The organism is Baekduia sp. Peel2402, from assembly GCF_052567285.1.
Window position 1 is genome coordinate 602,966 of record NZ_CP199582.1, and the last position, 17,590, is coordinate 620,555.

Annotated in this window: 21 protein-coding genes; 12 read left to right on the plus strand and 9 right to left on the minus strand. The window is 73.1% G+C overall.

What is annotated here, in order from left to right; all coding sequences use genetic code 11:
• Positions 1–14: 14 nt before the first annotated feature.
• The gene (locus ACT01A_RS02965) at positions 15–749 is read right to left on the minus strand and encodes an SDR family NAD(P)-dependent oxidoreductase (RefSeq protein WP_445150755.1); all 735 of its coding nucleotides are present in this window, start codon (positions 747–749) and stop codon (positions 15–17) included.
• 55 nt (positions 750–804) lie between these two features.
• Here ACT01A_RS02965 and ACT01A_RS02970 point away from each other — a divergent pair, with 55 nt between their 5' ends.
• Genes ACT01A_RS02970 through ACT01A_RS02985 form a run of 4 tightly spaced genes read left to right on the plus strand, consistent with a single transcriptional unit; the run spans position 805 to position 2,824 of the window.
• Positions 805–1,398, plus strand: coding sequence for a TetR/AcrR family transcriptional regulator (locus ACT01A_RS02970; RefSeq protein ID WP_445150756.1), 594 nt, complete (start codon positions 805–807; stop codon positions 1,396–1,398).
• 7 nt (positions 1,399–1,405) lie between these two features.
• Positions 1,406–1,741 carry a translation initiation factor gene (locus tag ACT01A_RS02975; RefSeq protein WP_445150757.1) on the plus strand — a complete coding sequence of 112 codons (336 nt, stop codon included), beginning with the start codon at positions 1,406–1,408 and terminating at the stop codon, positions 1,739–1,741.
• Positions 1,742–1,752: 11 nt separating this feature from the next.
• Positions 1,753–2,130: an FKBP-type peptidyl-prolyl cis-trans isomerase gene (locus ACT01A_RS02980; RefSeq protein ID WP_445150758.1), complete on the plus strand. Its 378-nt coding sequence runs from the start codon at positions 1,753–1,755 to the stop codon at positions 2,128–2,130.
• Between the two features lie 4 nt (positions 2,131–2,134).
• Positions 2,135–2,824, plus strand: coding sequence for a TVP38/TMEM64 family protein (locus ACT01A_RS02985; RefSeq protein WP_445150759.1), 690 nt, complete (start codon positions 2,135–2,137; stop codon positions 2,822–2,824).
• Here the strand turns inward: ACT01A_RS02985 and ACT01A_RS02990 are convergent.
• Positions 2,821–3,249: an RNA-binding S4 domain-containing protein gene (locus ACT01A_RS02990; RefSeq protein ID WP_445150760.1), complete on the minus strand. Its 429-nt coding sequence runs from the start codon at positions 3,247–3,249 to the stop codon at positions 2,821–2,823. The two genes, ACT01A_RS02985 and ACT01A_RS02990, sit on opposite strands and share 4 nt — an antisense overlap.
• A gap of 19 nt (positions 3,250–3,268) precedes the next feature.
• Between ACT01A_RS02990 and ACT01A_RS02995 the strand changes: the two genes are divergently transcribed.
• A complete protein-coding gene (locus ACT01A_RS02995; protein ID WP_445150761.1) occupies positions 3,269–3,928 on the plus strand; it encodes an alpha/beta hydrolase family protein in 660 nt (219 codons plus the stop codon).
• Here the strand turns inward: ACT01A_RS02995 and ACT01A_RS03000 are convergent.
• Positions 3,903–5,573 carry a dihydroxyacetone kinase subunit DhaK gene (locus ACT01A_RS03000; RefSeq protein ID WP_445150762.1) on the minus strand — a complete coding sequence of 557 codons (1,671 nt, stop codon included), beginning with the start codon at positions 5,571–5,573 and terminating at the stop codon, positions 3,903–3,905. The two genes, ACT01A_RS02995 and ACT01A_RS03000, sit on opposite strands and share 26 nt — an antisense overlap.
• A gap of 45 nt (positions 5,574–5,618) precedes the next feature.
• On the opposite strand from ACT01A_RS03000, the gene ACT01A_RS03005 reads away from it, so the two are divergent.
• The gene (locus tag ACT01A_RS03005; protein ID WP_445150763.1) at positions 5,619–6,593 is read left to right on the plus strand and encodes a Gfo/Idh/MocA family protein; all 975 of its coding nucleotides are present in this window, start codon (positions 5,619–5,621) and stop codon (positions 6,591–6,593) included.
• Here the strand turns inward: ACT01A_RS03005 and ACT01A_RS03010 are convergent.
• The 3 genes from ACT01A_RS03010 to ACT01A_RS03020 are packed head-to-tail and all read right to left on the minus strand — an operon-like array spanning position 6,562 to position 9,290.
• Positions 6,562–6,990: an OsmC family protein gene (locus ACT01A_RS03010; RefSeq protein ID WP_445150764.1), complete on the minus strand. Its 429-nt coding sequence runs from the start codon at positions 6,988–6,990 to the stop codon at positions 6,562–6,564. The genes ACT01A_RS03005 and ACT01A_RS03010 overlap by 32 nt on opposite strands.
• Positions 6,991–7,034: 44 nt before the next feature.
• Positions 7,035–7,478 carry an SRPBCC family protein gene (locus ACT01A_RS03015; RefSeq protein WP_445150765.1) on the minus strand — a complete coding sequence of 148 codons (444 nt, stop codon included), beginning with the start codon at positions 7,476–7,478 and terminating at the stop codon, positions 7,035–7,037.
• A gap of 54 nt (positions 7,479–7,532) precedes the next feature.
• Entirely contained in the window at positions 7,533–9,290 is a 1,758-nt protein-coding gene (locus tag ACT01A_RS03020; protein ID WP_445150766.1) for a DEAD/DEAH box helicase, read from the minus strand.
• 124 nt (positions 9,291–9,414) lie between these two features.
• On the opposite strand from ACT01A_RS03020, the gene ACT01A_RS03025 reads away from it, so the two are divergent.
• The 5 genes from ACT01A_RS03025 (at position 9,415) to ACT01A_RS03045 (ending at position 15,042) form a co-directional block, all read left to right on the plus strand.
• Positions 9,415–10,617, plus strand: a complete 1,203-nt coding sequence (locus tag ACT01A_RS03025; RefSeq protein WP_445152789.1) for an MFS transporter — start codon at positions 9,415–9,417, stop codon at positions 10,615–10,617.
• Positions 10,618–10,686: 69 nt separating this feature from the next.
• Positions 10,687–11,244, plus strand: coding sequence for a cupin domain-containing protein (locus ACT01A_RS03030; RefSeq protein WP_445150767.1), 558 nt, complete (start codon positions 10,687–10,689; stop codon positions 11,242–11,244).
• Positions 11,245–11,345: 101 nt separating this feature from the next.
• Positions 11,346–11,996 (plus strand): TetR/AcrR family transcriptional regulator, encoded by a 651-nt coding sequence (locus tag ACT01A_RS03035; protein WP_445150768.1) that lies wholly within the window; start codon positions 11,346–11,348, stop codon positions 11,994–11,996.
• Positions 11,993–13,441, plus strand: a complete 1,449-nt coding sequence (locus ACT01A_RS03040; protein ID WP_445150769.1) for an amidase — start codon at positions 11,993–11,995, stop codon at positions 13,439–13,441. Before ACT01A_RS03035 ends, ACT01A_RS03040 begins: the two co-directional genes overlap by 4 nt.
• Positions 13,438–15,042 (plus strand): amidohydrolase, encoded by a 1,605-nt coding sequence (locus ACT01A_RS03045; RefSeq protein WP_445150770.1) that lies wholly within the window; start codon positions 13,438–13,440, stop codon positions 15,040–15,042. The genes ACT01A_RS03040 and ACT01A_RS03045 overlap by 4 nt, the downstream gene beginning before the upstream one ends.
• A gap of 148 nt (positions 15,043–15,190) precedes the next feature.
• On the opposite strand, the gene ACT01A_RS03050 is transcribed toward ACT01A_RS03045, so the two are convergent.
• On the minus strand, positions 15,191–15,313 hold the full coding sequence (locus ACT01A_RS03050) for a hypothetical protein (RefSeq protein ID WP_445150771.1): 123 nt from the start codon (positions 15,311–15,313) through the stop codon (positions 15,191–15,193).
• Positions 15,310–15,990: a DUF6338 family protein gene (locus ACT01A_RS03055; RefSeq protein ID WP_445150772.1), complete on the minus strand. Its 681-nt coding sequence runs from the start codon at positions 15,988–15,990 to the stop codon at positions 15,310–15,312. Before ACT01A_RS03055 ends, ACT01A_RS03050 begins: the two co-directional genes overlap by 4 nt.
• A gap of 148 nt (positions 15,991–16,138) precedes the next feature.
• Here ACT01A_RS03055 and ACT01A_RS03060 point away from each other — a divergent pair, with 148 nt between their 5' ends.
• Complete coding sequence (locus ACT01A_RS03060; protein WP_445150773.1) at positions 16,139–16,666, plus strand: LppP/LprE family lipoprotein; 528 nt, start codon at positions 16,139–16,141, stop codon at positions 16,664–16,666.
• 11 nt (positions 16,667–16,677) lie between these two features.
• Here the strand turns inward: ACT01A_RS03060 and ACT01A_RS03065 are convergent, their stop codons facing one another.
• On the minus strand, positions 16,678–17,577 hold the full coding sequence (locus tag ACT01A_RS03065; protein WP_445150774.1) for a sigma-70 family RNA polymerase sigma factor: 900 nt from the start codon (positions 17,575–17,577) through the stop codon (positions 16,678–16,680).
• Between the last annotated feature and the right edge of the window lie 13 nt (positions 17,578–17,590).

Here is a 17,590-nt window from a genome sequence, read left to right on the forward strand (position 1 = left end):
GGCCCGGAGCCTACTCACGCCGCATACGTGTTCAAGGCACCCCCATCCACGTCGATCGTCGCGCCGTGCACGAACCGAGCGCCGTCGGAGGCCAGCCAGGCGACTGCCGCCGCGACGTCCTCAGGCTCGCCGACACGCCCCGCGGGCGTCCGGGCGGCCATCGCGTCGAGAACCGCCGCGGCGCCCGCCGTGCCCTCGGTGCGCGTCACACCCGGCGAGACCGCGTTGACCCGCACGCCGGAGGACCCGAACTCCGCGGCCCACGAGCGCGTCAGCTGCTCGACAGCTGCCTTCGTCGCGCCGTACAGCGCGCCCTGCGGCATCCCGACGCGCGAGATCCACGAGCCGACGTTGACGATCACGCCGTCGCCGCGCGCGGCCATCGCGGGCGCGATCGCCGCCACCAGCGCGTGCGGCGCCCGCACGTTGACGGCCAGCAGCGCGTCCGCATCGGCATCGCTGAGCTCCGCCGTCGCGCCGCTCGGGTAAACGCCGGCGTTGTTGACCAAGACGTCGATCTGCCCACCGAGCGCCTCGGTCGCGCGCGCCGCCAGCGTCCGCGCCGCCGCCGCGCTCTCCCCCAGGTCCGCGGCGACGAAGACGCCGCCGATCTCCTCCGCGACCGCCTCACCGCGCGCCGCGTCGCGCCCGCTCACCGCCACGCGCAGTCCGTCGGCGGCCAACGCCACGGCGATCGCGCGGCCGATGCCGCTGGTCGATCCGGTTACCAAAGCTGTTCTGGACTCCATGGTCCAAAAGAGATAGCACACGACTGGACCGCACGGTCCACTATCGTGTCAAGACGTGACGACGCAGCAGCAGCAGCTCACCGCCAAGGGCGAGGCCACCCGCGCCCGGATCGTCGAGGCCACCGCCGACCACATCCTTGCCGCCGGCATCGGCGGCACCAGCCTCGACGACGTCCGCGCCGCCACCACCACGAGCAAGTCCCAGCTCTTCCACTACTTCCCCGGCGGCAAGGCCGAGCTGGTCCGCGCGGTCGTCGCCTTCCAGGCCCAGCGCGTCCACGACGCCCAGCAGCCCGCGCTCGCCGCGCTGGACACGATCGCGTCCTGGGAGCAGTGGGCTGCCGCGATCCTCGCCCACTACCGCGCCCAGCCGCGCTTCGGCTGCCCGATCGGCTCGCTGTCGGCCGAGGCCGCCGCCACCGATGCCGAGCTCGCCCACGACGTCGAGGCCTACATGCGCGACTGGCGCCTCCAGCTCCAGGCCGGCCTGGAGCGCATCGGCGCCCGCGACCCCGAGCGCGTCGGAGCCGCCATCTTCGCCACGCTCCAAGGCGGCCTCCTGCTCACCCGCACCGAGCAGGCGATCTGGCCGCTCGAAGCCGCGCTGGACGGGATCCTCACGCAGGTCCGCGCCGCGGTAGCGTCCTGAGGCGACGATGCCCAAGCGCAGCAGCGAGCCCAACATGGTGTGGTCGTCCTCCGACGGCGACCTCCGCAAGGCCCGGGACCCCAAGACCGTCAAGCGCGCCACGAGCGGCCCCGTGAAGGTCCGCCGCGAGATCGCCGGCCGCAAGGGCAAAGGCGTCACCACCGTCTTCAACCTGCCGCTCAACGACAACGAGATCCGCGACCTCGCCGCCAAGCTCAAGAAGCGCTGCGGCGTGGGCGGCTCGGCCAAAGACGGCGTCATCGAGCTGCAGGGCGATCACCGCGACACCGTCATCGCTGCCCTTCAGGCAGATGGCTACGACGTGGTGCGCGCGGGTGGATAGCCTGGCGCCTCATGGCCCCTAACGAGAAGCCCGAAGTCAGCGTCCCCGGCGGCGCCCCGTCCTACCAGCTCGAGATCGAGGACATTGAGGTCGGCGACGGCCCCGAGGCCGCGTCCGGCCACCTCGTCGAAGTGCATTACGTCGGCGTCTCATGGGCGACCGGTGACCAGTTCGACGCGTCATGGGACCGCGGCGACACGTTCAAGTTCGGCCTCGGCAAGGGCCAGGTCATCCAGGGCTGGGACCAGGGCGTCGCCGGGATGAAGGTCGGCGGCCGCCGCCGGATCACGATCCCGCCGATGCTCGGCTACGGCAAGCGCGGCGCCCCGCCGGTCATCGGTCCCGACGAGACGCTGGTCTTCGTCGTCGACCTCGTCGGCATCCGTTAGTGCCATGGGCGCCCGGCGGTCGCACCTCGCCGCGATCGCCGGGACCGTCGTCCTCCTGGTTGGCCTCTGCCTGCTGATCCACCCCGTGCGCGAGGCGCTCTCGCACGCCGCGCACGGCGACACGACCGCGCTGCGCGAGCAGCTCCGCGGCACCGGCGTCGGTGGCATCGTCTTGTTGTACGCCTTGATGCTGGCGCACGCGGTCGTGATCTTCCCGGCCGAGATCACCAACTTGGTCGCGGGCTTCACCTACGGGATCGCGGGCGGGCTGGTGATCTGCGCGACCGGCTGGTGGCTGAGCGCGCTCATCACCTACGCCATCGGCCACGTCGCCGGCCGGCCGCTGCTGACGCGGATCGCGGGCGACGAGCGCACCGCCTCGGCCGAGCGCGCGATCGAGCGCGGCGGCTGGCTCGCGCTCTTGTTGATGCGGTTGCTGCCGATCGTCCCGTTCAGCTTCGTCGGCTACGTCGCCGGCGCGACGCGCGTGCCGTTCGCCCGCTTCGCGTGGACGACCGCGATCGGCGAGCTGCCGCTGATCGCGATCGCGGTGATCCTCGGCTCGCGCCTGGAGCACTTCTCGGCGACCGACCCGCTGATCTGGGCGACGATCGGCGGCTTCATCCTGCTGGTCGCGATCTCGCATCCGGTCGTGCGCCGGATGCAGCGCGCGCGCCAGCGCGAGCGGGTCTAGTCCTCGTCGCGCGGCTGCCGGGCGGCGCTGCGCTGCTGGTCGAAGCGACGCCGGTCGCGCTTGGTCGGGCGCGCGCCGCCGTCGTCGTATTGCGAGCGCGGGATCGACTGCAGCTCCAGCCGCCGCTGGTCGCGGAACGCCTCGCGCGCGGCGACCGACTCCGGCGTCTCGTCGAAGAGCGTCGCCGCCACGGCTGCGGAGCCGCGCCGCTCGGCGGTCGCCTTGATCCGCACGACGATCTTCACCGGCCCGTTGGCGTAGACCAGCTCGTCGCCGGGCTTGACGTCCTTGCTCGGCTTGACGACCACGCCGTTGACCTCGACCCGTCCGCCCTTGGCGGCCTCGGACCCGAGGGCGCGCGTCTTGACCAGCCGCGCGGCCCACAGCCACTTGTCGACCCGCACCGGCGCGGAGGCATCGTGCATCGCGACGTATGGTGGCACGGTGCCCGACGACGAGGTCCTGGAGATCGACACGCCGCACGGCCCGGCCCGTGCGCACATCCGCGCTGCCGCCGGCGACGCGCGCGCCGCGCTGCTGCTCGGTCACGGCGCCGGCGGGACGATCGACGCGCCGGACCTCCTGGCCGCGACCGACGCCGCAGTGGAGGCCGGCGTCACCGTCGCCCGGATCGAGCAGCCCTACCGCGTGGCGGGCCGACGCAGCGCGGCGCCCGCCGGACACCTGGACTCCTCCTGGCTGGCGGTGCACGCCGCGCTGACGGCGGACGGCGGCGTGCTCCACGGCCTGCCCACGCTGAGCGGCGGGCGCTCGTCCGGCGCGCGCGTGGCGTGCCGGACCGCCGCGGCGACCAGCGCCCTTGGTGTGTTGTGCTTGGCCTTCCCGTTGCACCCGCCCCAGCGCGATCCCGACGCCGAGCCCAAGACGCGTCTGCCCGAGCTCGACGCGGTGCGCGTGCCGATGCTGATCGTCCAGGGCGTCAACGACCGCTTCGGGATGCCGCCGGCCCGCCGCGGACGCGGCCGCCGCCAGGTCGCGCAGATCCCGGGCGACCACGGGCTCAAGAAGGACCTTCCGGCCGTCCACGCGGCGGTCGCGGCGTGGCTGCCGAAGGTCCTCACCAGCGCAAAGCCGGCGTCCTGACGGGCGCGTCCCAGAGCGTGGTCAGCTCGTCGTCGAGCGCGGTCAAGGTGATGGACATGCCCGCCATGTCCAAGGACGTGACGTAGTCGCCGACGAGCGAGCGCGCGACCGTGAGGCCGCGGTCGCCGAGGGTGCGTGAGAGCGCGCGATAGACGATGTACAACTCGAGCGCGGCGCTGCCGCCGAAGCCGTTGACGAACGCCAGCAGCGGCGTGCCGTCGGCGGGCTCCAGATCGCCGAGCAGCCGATCGACGATGGTCGTGACCAGCTCGTCGACCGGCGCGTACGGGATCCGCTCGGTGCCCAGCTCGCCGTGGATGCCGACGCCCATCTCGACCTCCTCGTCGCCGAGCGCGAACAGCGGCCCGGCGCCGGGCGGCGAGCACGGGTGCAGCGCGAGGCCCATCGACGCGCTGCGGTCCGCCGCGCGCCGCGCGACCGCCGCGACCTCCTCCAGCGACCCGCCCGCCGCGGCCCGCGCGCCCGCGACCTTCTCGACCACGAGCGTCGCGCCCGTGCCCCGTCGTCCGACCCCGTGCTCTTCGCCACCCGACGCCACGTCGTCGGCGACGATCACCGCATCGACCTGTAGGCCTTCCTCGCGCGCCAGCTCGCCCGCCAGGCGGAAGTTGAGGACGTCGCCCGTGTAGTTCTTGATGATCTGCAAGACGCCCGCGCCGCCGTCGGCCGCGCGGATCGCCGCGAGCACCTGGTCGACCGACGGAGACGCGAAGACCTCGCCCGGCGCGACCGCCGTCAGCATCCCGTCGCCGATGAACCCGCCGTGCAGCGGCTCGTGCCCGGAGCCGCCGCCGCTCATGAGCGCAACCGCGTCGCGGGCCGGCCCGTCTGCACGCGTCAGGATCCGCCGCTCGCCGTCCCACGCGACGAGATCGCCGTGCGCCAGCGCGAGCCCTTCGAGCGCCTCCCGCGCGGCGTCCTGGGGCCGGTTGACGAGCTGCTTGGTCGTCGCGCGCTTCGCCGGCGCATCGGCGTCGCCGGAGCCGCTCGCAGCCGCTTCCCCGGCGTTCTCGCCCACCCGGTGCAGCGCCTCCAGGCGCTGCGCGTCCCCGTCGCCCGCGCTTAACGTGACCGCCAGGACCGCGATCGCCACCGCACCCGGGTCGGCGGTCCCGACCGTGCGGTGGCCGGCGTAGGCCCCGCGGCCGCGCCGGGCACGCAGCTCGCGGGTCGCCTCGGCGCCCTCCAGCGCGGCGCCGGCCACGTCGCCGTCGCCGCGCGCCGCTTCGGCCGCGGGGATCAAGGCATCCAACAACGTCTTGTCGCCGCGCTGGGCCTCGCCCAGCGCTTGGATGCCGTCGACCGCGGCGGTGAGCATCGCGTCCACGTCACCGCCCTCGCCGGCCACCACGCCCGCGCGCAGCACGCCGACCGACCAGATCGGCCCCGACGTCCCGCCCATCGCCGCGGCGAGCACGCGGCTGACGTCGGCCAGGAACGCGCGCTCGCTGTCGCGGTCCAGCGCGTCCCAGCCCTCGAGGACCGCCGCGAAGCCGCGGTGCAGCGTGGAGCCGAAGTCGCCATCGCCGGTCGCGGCGTCCAGGGCGTCCCACTCGGCGCGGCGGGTGGCGGCGGTATCGGCGACCGTCCGGACGGCGGCCTCCAGCTCGGACAGCGTGGGCATGACCCGAGACCTACCCCTAGGCTCACACCCCTAGGCTCACGGACAATGCGCTGGGGACTGCTGTCAACCGCCCGGATCAACGACGCGATCCTCGGCGCGGGCAACGCCGACGTCGTCGCGGTGGCCTCGCGCGACGCGGCGCGGGCCAGCGAGTACGCCGCCGCTCGCGGCATCCCGCGCGCGTACGGCTCCTACGAGGCGTTGCTCGCCGACCCGGACGTCGAGATCGTGTACATCTCGCTGCCCAACAGCCTCCACCTGCCGTGGGCGATCCGCGCGCTGGAGGCCGGCAAGCACGTGCTCTGCGAGAAGCCGCTCTCACGCCGCGCCGCCGACGTCGAGCGCGCGTTCGACGTCGCCGACGCCTGCGATCGGATCCTCGCCGAGGGCTTCATGTGGCGCCACCATCCGCAGGTCGCGGCCGCCCAGCGCCTGATCGCCGACGGGGCGATCGGCCGCCTGCGCCTGATCCGCGCGACGTTCGCGGGCGGCGGCATCGTCGCCGACGGCGACCCGCGCCTCCAGCGCGCGCTGGACGGCGGCGCGCTCATGGACGTCGGTTGCTACTGCGTCTCCGGCGCCCGCACGCTGGCGGGCGCCGAGCCGGTCGCCGCCCAGGCCCAGCGGATCCGTGGCGGCGACGACGTCGACCTCGCGCTCACCGGCCTGCTCGCCTTCCCCGACGACGTCCTGGCGACGCTCGACTGCGCGTTCCTCGGCCCGCCCCGCGGCGAGCTGGAGGCGATCGGCGAGACCGGCTCGCTCCGCCTCCCGGATCCGTGGCACGCGTCCGAGCCGGTGATCGAGCTGCGACGCGACGACGGCGCGCCCCTGGAACGCATCGTCCAGGAGCGCGCCAACCACTACGCCTTGCAGATCGCCGACCTCGAGGCCGCGATCCGCGGCGAGCGCCCGTCGCTGCTCGGCCGCGCCGACGCCGTCGGCCAGGCCCGCGCGATCGAGGCGCTCTACGCGAGCGCCGAAGCGCCTAGTCCGACGCCAGCGACGCCTCCAGGGTGATCTCCTCCACGCCCGCCAGCGCCTTGCTGACCGGGCAGCCCGCCTTCGCCGCCTCTGCCGTCTCCACGAACTTCGCCTCGTCGATCCCCGGCACGCGCCCGACGGTCGTCAGCGCGATCTTGGTGATCGTCGGCGCGCCGTCGACCAGTCGCAGCGTCACGACCGCGTCGGTGTCGACCGAGTCCGGCGGCGTGCCCGCCTCCGCCAGCATGTTGGAGAGCGCCATCGAGAAGCACGACGCGTGGGCGCCGGCGATGAGCTGCTCGGGGTTCGCGCCCGGTCCGTCTTCGAAGCGCGACTTGAAGGAGTAGTCCCCCGAGATCGAGTCGCCTGCGGTGAACGTGCCGCTCCCGCTCTTCAGATCGCCCTTCCACTGCGCGTGGCCCTTGGCCGGCATGCTGTGCGTCCTCCTGTGGGTCGGTTCCAAATGGGATTGGACCCTCAGGCTAGGCCGCGCAAACCCGGGTCGGCCAGTAGCCGCTCGATCGCGTCCAGCGCCCGCGGCAGCCGCCGCGCCTCCGCGCGCCGCAGCACCGCGCGGTCCAGCGCAGCGCCGGCCCAGCCGAGCGCCGGGTGATAGCGGACGATCAGCTCTAGCCACGTGCCGTCGGCGCCGTCGGAGCGCAGCTCGAAGATGCGGTCCAGCGAGTGCCTCAGCCGCGCGTGCTCGGCGCGGTGGACCTGGCGGCGGGGCGAGTCGAACTCCACGATCCGCCACTCCCCCGCGCGGGTCTCGTAGCCCACGCCGAGCCCGGCCGGGCCGCCCGGATGCTCGACCGTGCGCGCCCAGGGGCACCAGTCGGGGTACCGCTCAATGGTACTCAGCAGCTTCCAGACGTCTTTCGGCGCCGCAGCGATCCAGCGCCGGTCCCGCACTTCCGTCACGTGAGGGCTCCTGATCGGGTAAGGCCGCTTTCCGGTGCGGCCCGCCCGCAGAAGCTACCACCGTCGCGTGCGGGCGCCCTCCCGGCGGACGGTCGTCTTGCGGCCCTTGATCGTCCGCTTGCTCAGCGCGGCCACGACGTGGTCGGCCGCCGCCTCGGGCACCTCGACCAGCGAGAACCGGTCGGAGATCTCGATCGAGCCGATCTGCCGCCCGCTCAACCCGGCCTCGTTGGCGATCGCGCCGACGAGGTCCTGCGGCCGGATCCCGCGCTCGCGACCGGCGCCGATGAACAGCTTCGTCGTGGGCGCGCCGCCGGCGTCGCGATGCCCGCCGCGCTTGCCCGGACGCTCCGGGCGCTCGCTGAACCCGCCCCGCTCGCCGCGCTCCGGCCGCCCCTTGCCCGGACGTCGGTCGTCGAAGCGCTCCGGCCGCGGCCGCGGCGCCGACAGGTCCGGGATCTCCTCGTGCTCCTCGACCGCCGCGCCACCGCCAGCGGCGCGATGCGCCATCGCCACGGCGGCCAGCGCGATCTCCATCGGGTCGTGCTCGTCGCCGAGCGTCTCGACGACCACCCGGAACTGGTCCAGCGCCTCGCCGCCCTCGGAGAGGATCGCGGCCAGCGCCTCGGTCGTCGCCTCCAGGCGGCGCGCGTGCAGGTCGGCGACCGTCGGCAGCTTCTCGATCGCGATCGGCTGGCGCGTCGTGCGCTCGATCGCCTTCAACATCCGGTGCTCGCGCGGCTGGGCGAGCGTGATCGCGGTGCCCTCGCGCCCAGCGCGCCCGACGCGCCCGATGCGGTGCACGTAGGCCTCGGGCGCGGCCGGCACGTCGTAGTTGACGACGTGGGTGAGCACGTCGACGTCGAGCCCGCGCGCGGCGACGTCGGTGGCGACGAGCAGCTCGATCGTCCCGTTCTTCAGGCGGCCGATCGCGCGCGTGCGCTGCTCCTGGCTCATGCCGCCGTGCAGCGCCTCGGCGCGCTGGCCGCGGGCGTTGAGCGTCTCGGTGAGCTGGTCGACCTCGGCGCGCGTGCGGCAGAAGACGATCGTCGCGCCGGGCGACTCGACGTCCAGCACACGGCCCAAAGCCGCCGGCTTGTGGGCGCGCTGGACGACGTAGGCCTTCTGGCGGACCTTGGGCGCCTCGCCCGGCGCGTGGCGCTCGCCGCCGAGCTGGATCCGGACCGGGTTGTTGAGGTGCGTGCCGACGATCTTGTTGATGCGCGGCGGCATCGTCGCGCTGAACAGCACGGTCTGGCGGTCGGTGGGCGTGTCGGAGAGGATCGCCTCGATGTCCTCGGCGAAGCCCATGTCGAGCATCTCGTCGGCCTCGTCGAGGACGATCGTCTGCAGGCCCTCGGGCTTCAGCGTCCGGCGCCGGATGTGGTCCAGCGCGCGACCGGGCGTGGCGATGACGACGTCCACCCCGCGCTCCAGCGCCTTGAGCTGGCGGACGATCGGCTGCCCGCCGTAGATCGCCAGCGTGCGGACGCCGAGATCGCGGCCGTAGCGGTGGACGGCCTCGGCGACCTGCGTCGCCAGCTCGCGCGTCGGGACCAGGACCAGCGCGCGCGGCGGGGCGCCGTTCGCTCCGCGGCCCAGACGCTGTAGCAGCGGCAGCGCGAACGCCGCGGTCTTGCCGGTGCCGGTGGCCGCCTGGCCGAGCAGGTCGCGCCCTTCCAGCAGCGCCGGGATCGCCTCGCGCTGGATCGGGGTGGGCTCCTCGTAGCCGAGGGAGGCGAGGGCTGCGACCAGCTCGGGGGCGAGGGAGAGGTCGGCGAAGCCGACGGTGTCGCCATCCGGCGAAGTCATAGTCATGCGGCGCGCCAGGGTAGTGGGTCGATGGCCCAAAAGCGGACTGATGGGACGTGAAGGTGTGTGAAGTCCGACGTTCGGTCCGCCGCACGTCCGCTACACGTGTAAGGGCGTGTCCGCTCTGCTCAGCGAACCTCGGACCCGGTCCTCTGCTCCCGCTCCCGCCGCGCCGCCCCTGCGCGCGGCGGTGCTGGCGCTCGCCCTCGGCGGCTTTGCGATCGGGACGACCGAGTTCGTGGCAATGGGCCTCCTGCCCCAGATCGCCGACGGCGTCGACATCTCGATCCCGACCGCCGGCCACGTCGTCTCGGCCTACGCGGTCGGCGTCGTCGTCGGCGCGCCGGTGCTCGCGGGCCTCGGCGCGCGCTTCCCGCGCCGCACGCTGCTCATCGCGTTGATGGTGGCCTACGCGCTCGGCAACCTGCTCAGCGCCTTCGCGCCGTCCTACGCCACGCTGATGGGCGCGCGCTTCCTCGCGGGCCTGCCGCACGGCGCCTACTTCGGTGTCGCCTCGCTCGTGGCCGCCGACCTCGCCCCGCCCGGCCTGAAGGCGCGCGCGGTCTCGCGCGTGCTGCTCGGGCTGAGCGTCGCCAACGTCATCGGCGTCCCCGCGGCGACCTGGATCGGGCAGGGCTTCGGCTGGCGCGTCGCGTTCGCGGTCGCCGCCATCCTGGCCGCGGCCACCGCCGCCAGCGTCCTGCGCGTCGTCCCGTGGGCGCCCGCCGACCAGGCCGCGACCTTCCGACGCGAGCTGACCGCGCTGCGCCGCCCGCAGGTCTGGCTGGCGATCGCGACCGGCGCGATCGGCGGCGGCGGGATGTTCGCCGTCTACTCCTACATCTCGCCGATCCTCACCGACCGCGCGGGCCTGAGCCTCGGCTTCGTCCCGGTCGTGCTCGCGATCTGGGGCGCCGGCATGGTCGCCGGGAACCTGCTCGCCGGACGGCTGATGGACTGGCGCCCGCACGCCGCGATGATCGGCGCGTTCCTCGCGATGGCCGCGATCTTCGGGACGTTCGCGTTCACCAGCGCGAGCCCGATCCTCGCCCCGATCACGGTGTTCTTCCTCGGGATGGCGCTGATGCTGCCGACCGGACTGCAGATGCGGCTGATGGAGGTCGCGGGCGACGCCCAGACGCTCGGCGCCGCGCTGAACCACTCGGCGTTCAACCTGGCCAACGCGCTCGGCGCGTGGATCGGCGGCGTCGTGCTCGCCGCCGGCCTCGGGCTGACCGCGCCGATGGTCGTCGCCGTCGGCCTCGCGCTCGCCGGCCTGGCGATCTTCATCGTGTCGCTCGCGCTCGAGCGGCGCACCGTGCGGTAAGCCCCACCTGGGAACGAACTGGGGCACCCCCCGATGCGGGGACGGACGCCGTCAAGCACGCTGCTCGACATGACCCCGACCCTGACCGCCGAGCCGATCGCCGCCCTCACGCCGCCGCCGATCGAGACCATCACCTTCGCCAGCGGCCAGCGCCACGAGGTCATGGCCGCCGACGCCGACCACCTCGTCATCGTCTTCAGCGTCGCGCCGATGGACCGCCCCAACGTCCCGCACGTCCACGACGACAGCGACGAGGTCTTTGAGGTCCTCGGCGGCCACCTGCTGTTCACGCTCAACGGCGTCGCCCACCACCTCGCAGCCGGCGACTCGATCGTCATCCCCCACGGCGCCGAGCACTCCTGGCAGGTGGTCGGCGACCAAGACCTACAAGCTCGCGTCACGTTCACGCCCGGCTGTCGCTTCCACGACTTCCTGCGCGACCTCGCCGCGCTCGAGCGCGCGGGCCGCCTGCGCGCCGACGGCGCACCCGCCTTCCGCGACTTCGCGCTGTTGCAGCGCCGCCACTGGGCGCACCTGCGCGTGACCAAGCTGCCGCGTCCAGTCCTGCGCGCGGTCGTCGTGGTGGGTGTGACCTGCGCCACGCTGACGGGACGGCGGCTGCCGTAGGAGAAGCGGTCGCGCCGCCCGGTCCACCGCCGCCGGCCCGCGCGTCCACACCGATGTCAACACTGTTGACTTTCGCGTAGGCGGCCGCATAGGGTCGGCCCGTGCCGACCTCCGCCCGCCCGCGCCTCGACCGCCCGCGGATCCTCGATGCCGCGCAGGCGATCGCCGAGACCGAGGGCGTCGCCGCCGTCACGATGCGGCGGATCGGGACCGCGCTGGGCAGCGACCCGACCGCGGTCTACCGCCACTTCGCCAGCAAGGACGAGCTGCTGCGCGAGCTGGCCGACCGGCTCTTCGGGACGCTGCCCGACGCCGACCCCGCGCTCGGCTGGCGGGAGACGATGAAGGCCGAGCTGCGCCACGCGCTCAACCGCTACCGCCACCACCCGGACCTCGCGCTGCTGCTGGCCACCCAGCCCGACGACACGCCGAGCCTGCAAGCGATCGCCGACCGCATGCTCGGCCTGCTGCGCGAGCGCGGCCTCAGCGACGCCGACGCCGCGCGCTTCACCCAAGTGCTGGAGAACCACGTCGTCGGCACCGGCCTCTACTACGCCGCCAACGGCAACGAGCTGCGCGACGCGACCGCGATGCGCCGCGTCTACGCGCTGCTCGACGAGACCACGCACCCGCACGCGGCCGCCGTCGCGCCGCACCTGTTCCCCGACTTGGACGCGACCTTCGACCTCGCGACCGACGCCCTCCTCGACGCGATCGAGGCCCACGCCGACCCCACGAAGAAGGACCGATGAGCAGCGAGCTGTACGCCATGAGCGCGACCGAGGCGCTGAGGCGCTTCCGCGAGCGCAGCCTCTCCCCCGTCGAGTTGCTCGACGCGCTGATCGCGCGCGCCGGCGAGGTCGAGCCGACCGTCAACGCGCTCGTCCACGAGCGCTACGAGGAGGCGCGCGCCGAGGCCAAGGCCGCCGAGCAGCGCTACGCCGCCTGGGCGGAGCGCGGCGGCCCCGAGCCGCGCGCGCTCGAAGGCATCCCGCTCGCAGTTAAGGAAGAAGAGGCGGTGGCCGGCCAGCCCTGGACCCAGGGCTCGTTGACCTACAAGGACCTCGTCGCCGAGCACTCCTCCAACTTCGCCCAGCGGATGCTCGACGCGGGCGCGATCGTCCACGCCCGCACCACCGCGCCGGAGTACTCGTGCGCGTTCTTCACGCACTCGAACATCCACGGGATCACGCGCAACCCGTGGAACCCGGAGTTCGGCGTCGGCGGCAGCAGCGGCGGCGCCGGCGCCGCGCTCGCCTCCGGCACCACGACGCTGGCCTCCGGCAGCGACATCGGCGGCTCGATCCGCGTCCCTGCGTCGTTCAACGGCGTCGTCGGCTTCAAGCCGCCCTACGGCCGTGTGCCCCAGGAGGCGCCGTTCAACCTCGACGTCTACTGCCACGTCGGACCGCTCGCGCGCACGGTCGCTGACACCGCGTTGTACGAGAACGCGATCGCCGGCCCGGACCCGACCGACATCGTGTCCTTGCGTCCGAAGTACGTGTTGCCGGTCGACGCCTACGAGTCGGTGCACGGCCTCCGCATCGCGGTCTCCACGGACCTCGGCTCGTGGGCCGTCGACCCCGAGATCCGCGCCAACACGCTGGCCTGCGCCGAGGCGCTGCGCGCGGCCGGCGCGATCGTCGAGGAGGTCGACCTCGTCGTCCCGCGGGACAAGGTCCGCCGTGCGAGCGCGATCCACTTCCACTTGGGCTTCGGCGCGTGGATCGGCGAGGAGACCGCCGCCCACCCCGACGAGGCCACCGTCTACGCCGCGCACTTCGCGCGGCAGGTCGCCCACTACGCCGAGGGCGGCACGATCATGGAGAAGCAGACGCTCGAGGCCGAGCTGTACCTGCCCGTCGGCGCGTTGCTGGAGAGCTACGACGCGCTGCTCTGCCCCACGCTCGCCACCCGCGGCCTGATCGCCGGCGACGACTACACCGACACCAAGCTCGTCGTCGACGGCACCGAGCTCGACTTCTACTTCGACGGCTCGCTGACCCCGGTGTTTAACATCATGTCGCGCTGCCCGGTGCTCAACGTGCCCTCCGGCTTTGCGGACAACGGCGTCCCGACCGGCGTGCAGATCGTCGGCCGCACCTACGACGACCTCACGACGTTCCGGATCGGCGCCGCGCTGGAGCAGGTGCGGCCGTGGCCGCTCGTCGCGCCGGCCGCGGAGGTCGCCGCGTGAACGAACAGCTCGACCTCGCGCTGGTCAACGGCCGGGTCCGGACGCTCGACCCCGATCATCCGAAGGCGACCGCGATCGGGATCAAGGGCGACCGGATCGCGGTCGTCGGCGACGACCGCGACGTCGCGGGCGCGGCCGAGACGCTGGACCTCAAGGGCGCCGCGGTGCTCCCCGGCCTGACCGACAGCCACGTCCACCCGTTCCTGGGCGCGTTGGATGCCCGCGGCGTCGACCTGCTCGACGTCCACACGCTGGACGGCATCCGCGACGCGGTCGCCGCCGAGCGCGCCAAGTGCGCGCCCGGCCAGTGGATCCTCGGCTTCGGCTTGGACTACAACGCCTTCGAGCACACGGGCATCAGCGGTGAGTTGATCGCCGACGCGGCCGGCGGGGCGCCGGCGATGTTGACGTTCATGGACTTCCACACCGCGTTGGTCACGCCGCGTGCGCTGGAGCTGGCCGGGATCGACGGGCCGCGCACGTTCGCCGAGCACGCCGAGATCGTCGTCGACGACGCCGGCACGCCCACCGGCGAGCTGCGCGAGATGGGCGCGATGCGCCTGGTCCGCGAGGCGATGCCGGCGCTCACGCCCACCGAGATCTACGCCTTCAACAAAGGCAACCTGGAGCGCTTCGCGGCGGCGGGCCTCACGGGCGTGCACGGCATGGACGGCACGGTCGCCTCGCTGGACACGCTGCGCGAGCTGGAGGCCAACGGCGACCTGCGCACGCGCATCGTGATGCCGTTCTGGTCCAACCCCGACACGCCCGAGGAGACCTGGGAGGAGTACGCCCGCCACCGCGACGCGTCCGGCGCCCGCTGGCGCGCCGGCGTCGCCAAGCTGTTCATCGACGGCGTGATCGACACCGGCACCGGCTGGCTGGTCGAGCCCGACACCGAGGGCGACGGGCTGAGCGCCTTCTGGCCCGACATCGACAAGTACTTCCGCGCGGTCGAGTTCTTCGCGTCCAACGGCTTCCAGATCGTCGCCCACGCGTGCGGCGACCGAGGCGTACGGGAAGCCTTGAACGCCTACAAGAAGTCCGGTGCCGCGCCCGGGATCCGCCACCGCATCGAGCACATCGAGACGCTCCAGCCCGACGACCTGTCGCGCTTCGCCGCCGAGAACGTGATCGCCTCGATGCAGGCCCAGCACATGATGCACTTGGCGCCCGACCGGTCCGACAACTGGTCGCGCCGCCTGGGCCCCGAGCGCTGCGACCGCGCCTTCCCGATCCGCTCGCTGATCGAGTCCGGCGCGACCGTCACGCTGGGGTCCGACTGGCCGGTCGCGCGCTTCGACTGGCGCGAGGGCATGGGCGCGGCGCGCCTGCGCCGCCCGCCGGGCGAGACGACGCGCGACGCCTACGACGACCAGGCCATCGACGCGCTCACCGCGCTGGAGGGCTACACCGTCCAACCGGCGGCGACCGTCAACATGGCCGACCGCCTCGGGTCGATCACGCCCGGCTTCCTCGCCGACATCACCGTCTTGGGCGACGACCCGGTCGACACGCCCGCCGACGACCTGCTCGCGCTCCCGACGGTGGCAACCATCGTCGGCGGCGAAGTCGTCTACCGCGGGCCGGACCTGGACTGAGCGATCTACTTCTTCGGCGTTTGCGGCGGCGTCGCCGGAGGCCTCAGCGGAACCTTGTTCTGCGGCGCCGGCGGCTGAGAGGGCGAGTCCCGAGGGCTCTGGGACCCGCGCTTCTCGCTTCGCCCGTCGCTGCGCGGAGGTGCAGCGCTCACGCCTTCTTGCTGGCTGAGGGCGAAAGCGGCACGAGCTTCGACGGCGCCGGCGGCGTCGTCGGGGTCTTGAGCGCGCTGAGTGCGCCCTCTTGGAGACGCACGTTGTCGGACTTGCTCATGCGCTCAGGGTACCTGACGCGTCAGCCGGCAACAGGTCGATACGCGCGATCTGCGACGCCGCGATGTAGACGCCGCGGGGAGGGTCAATCCGCGCCGCGAGCGAGCGAATACCGTCGTCATCTGTCACAACCGTGCACAGGCTTTCCAGATACACATCGTGAGGCGAGGGTGTCTGCCCCACTGCAGACCCGCGACCGTAGATGCCACCCACCAGCCGCTGCTGCTCCTGAGTGTGTCCGACCAACTCCACGATCACGTACCCGCCGTCCTTCCGCCAACGCTGGTAGGCGAAGTCGAACGCGTCCCGCGCTTCGCCTGCCCCAAACGCGGCAGCGAACAGGTTCGGTGGTCCGTCTTGCGCTTCCACATTCGCGAGATATCGGTTCAAGGCGGCGCCAACCATCCCGGGGACTCCGATCAGAACGACTACGCCATAGGCGGTCAAAGCGCCCCAGTGATCGGTCCAGTCCTCCGGCGGCCCAACGGTCGAGACAAGGTGCACGGTCCAGAAGCCGAAGACGACATGGATGATCAACGTGTAGCACAACGATCGCAGGGCCAGCTCGAGGTCGCTGCGCGAACCACGCGCTGAGCGTGCAACGCTCAACTCTGCCACGACGAAGCCCGGCAACAGTAGTGCGATCGCGGACAGGATTGCGACGGCGGTGGTCAGCATCGGCGTCTCCTCATCGGTTGCGGACCGTAGACCTCGTTGCGGTCAGCACCGCACAGCCGACGATTTGCTCGCAACCATCGTCGGCGGCGGGTCGTCTACCGCGGGCCGGACCTGGACTGAGGCGCGCGTGGGCGGGTATGGAGCGTGCATGTCCACGGTCCGCCCCGCCCTCGCCCGCCCTGCGCTCGCCGCCGCGGCGCTCGCCGCCACCGCCCTGACCGCCGCCGCGCCCGCCGCCAACGCCGCGGGCCCTTCGCGCGCGGTCGCCCAGTCCTACGCGCACCGCTCCTACGTCGTCGACGGCACGCTCGGCAAGCGCCGCTTCGCGCTCACCGGCCCGAAGGCGATCGCGCGCGGCAGCGACGGCTCGACGATCACCGCGTTCGGGATGGTCCTCGCCGACTCCGGCGACGGCACCGGTCAGGCCGTCCTGCTCTTCCGCGGCGCGCGCTTCCTCGGCTGGGCGTCCGATCACCTGCAGCTGCACCTGCGCGTCACGGGTTCCGGCCACGCGATCAACGTCAAGTACGGCGCCTACTCGGGCGACGACCCGTTCTGTTGCCCCTCGAAGACCAAGGTGGTGCACTACCGCTGGCGCGGCGGCAAGATCGTCGCCGACGCCGCGCCACCGCTGGTCTACGGCAAGCGCGGCAGCAAGCTGCACTTGGCGTCCTGAGCCGCCGGCCATCAGCCGCGGCCCACCGCCGCCACCACCCGCTCCGGGTCGAGCGTGATGTCGACCCCCGTGACCTGCTCGCCCTCGACCGCGAACGCGAGGATCACCGCCGGCGTCCCGTCGGCCTCGAAGACGACCGCGCCGGGCGTGCCGTCGATCAGCGCGGGGCGCACCGCGCGCCCGGCGCTCGTCCCGGAGCGAGCACCCACCGTGGCGCTGCCCGCCACGGCCTCCGCGCCGCGGACGATGCGCAACGGCTCGCCGCCCCCAGCGTCCACCCGCAGGACGACGTCCGGCGCCAACACGTTCAACAGTCCGTCGAAGTCGCCTTCGCGCGCGGCGGCCAGGTAGGCGTCGACGATCGCACGGCGGCGCTTGAAGTCCGCCGCGGGCGGCTCCGCACCGCGCACCCGCCGGCGCGCTCGCGATGCGAGCTGCCGCGCCGCGGCCGGCGTGCGCTCCACGATCGGCGCGATCTCCTCGAAGGAGAGGCCGAACAGATCGTGCAGGACGAACGCCAGGCGCTCGGGCGGCGAGAGCTGATCCAAGACCACCAACAACGCGCCGCCGACCGCGTCGGCCACCAGCGCCTGCTCCTCGGGCGCGCCCGCATCCGCGCCGCCGCCGACCACCACGACCGTCGGATCCGGCAGCCGGTCCTGCTCGCCCAACGCCTCCTCGCGTCGCCGCTTGCGCGAGTCCATCATGTTGAGGCAGACCCGCGAGACGACGGTCGTCAGCCACGCGCCGAGGTCGTCGACGTCATCGCGGCTCGCACGGCTGGTGCGCAGCCACGCCTCCTGCAGCGCGTCGTCGGCCTCCGCCGCCGAGCCCAGCATCCGCTGCGCCACGGCGTGCAGCCGGGTGCGGTGGGACTCAAAGCGCTCGGCCAGGAGGTCCGTCTCGTCCATCGCGGTCACATTC

Bases quoted from the DNA above. Each gene is read 5' to 3' on its own strand.
- ACT01A_RS02965 (WP_445150755.1), bottom strand. From the start codon at position 749: ATGGAGTCCAGAACAGCTTTGGTAACCGGATCGACCAGCGGCATCGGC.
- ACT01A_RS02975 (WP_445150757.1), top strand. From the start codon at position 1,406: ATGCCCAAGCGCAGCAGCGAGCCCAACATGGTGTGGTCGTCCTCCGAC.
- ACT01A_RS02980 (WP_445150758.1), top strand. From the start codon at position 1,753: ATGGCCCCTAACGAGAAGCCCGAAGTCAGCGTCCCCGGCGGCGCCCCG.
- ACT01A_RS02985 (WP_445150759.1), top strand. From the start codon at position 2,135: ATGGGCGCCCGGCGGTCGCACCTCGCCGCGATCGCCGGGACCGTCGTC.
- ACT01A_RS02990 (WP_445150760.1), bottom strand. From the start codon at position 3,249: ATGCACGATGCCTCCGCGCCGGTGCGGGTCGACAAGTGGCTGTGGGCC.
- ACT01A_RS03000 (WP_445150762.1), bottom strand. From the start codon at position 5,573: ATGCCCACGCTGTCCGAGCTGGAGGCCGCCGTCCGGACGGTCGCCGAT.
- ACT01A_RS03005 (WP_445150763.1), top strand. From the start codon at position 5,619: ATGCGCTGGGGACTGCTGTCAACCGCCCGGATCAACGACGCGATCCTC.
- ACT01A_RS03010 (WP_445150764.1), bottom strand. From the start codon at position 6,990: ATGCCGGCCAAGGGCCACGCGCAGTGGAAGGGCGATCTGAAGAGCGGG.
- ACT01A_RS03020 (WP_445150766.1), bottom strand. From the start codon at position 9,290: ATGACTTCGCCGGATGGCGACACCGTCGGCTTCGCCGACCTCTCCCTC.
- ACT01A_RS03030 (WP_445150767.1), top strand. From the start codon at position 10,687: ATGACCCCGACCCTGACCGCCGAGCCGATCGCCGCCCTCACGCCGCCG.
- ACT01A_RS03040 (WP_445150769.1), top strand. From the start codon at position 11,993: ATGAGCAGCGAGCTGTACGCCATGAGCGCGACCGAGGCGCTGAGGCGC.
- ACT01A_RS03050 (WP_445150771.1), bottom strand. From the start codon at position 15,313: ATGAGCAAGTCCGACAACGTGCGTCTCCAAGAGGGCGCACTCAGCGCG.
- ACT01A_RS03055 (WP_445150772.1), bottom strand. From the start codon at position 15,990: ATGCTGACCACCGCCGTCGCAATCCTGTCCGCGATCGCACTACTGTTG.
- ACT01A_RS03060 (WP_445150773.1), top strand. From the start codon at position 16,139: ATGTCCACGGTCCGCCCCGCCCTCGCCCGCCCTGCGCTCGCCGCCGCG.
- ACT01A_RS03065 (WP_445150774.1), bottom strand. From the start codon at position 17,577: ATGGACGAGACGGACCTCCTGGCCGAGCGCTTTGAGTCCCACCGCACC.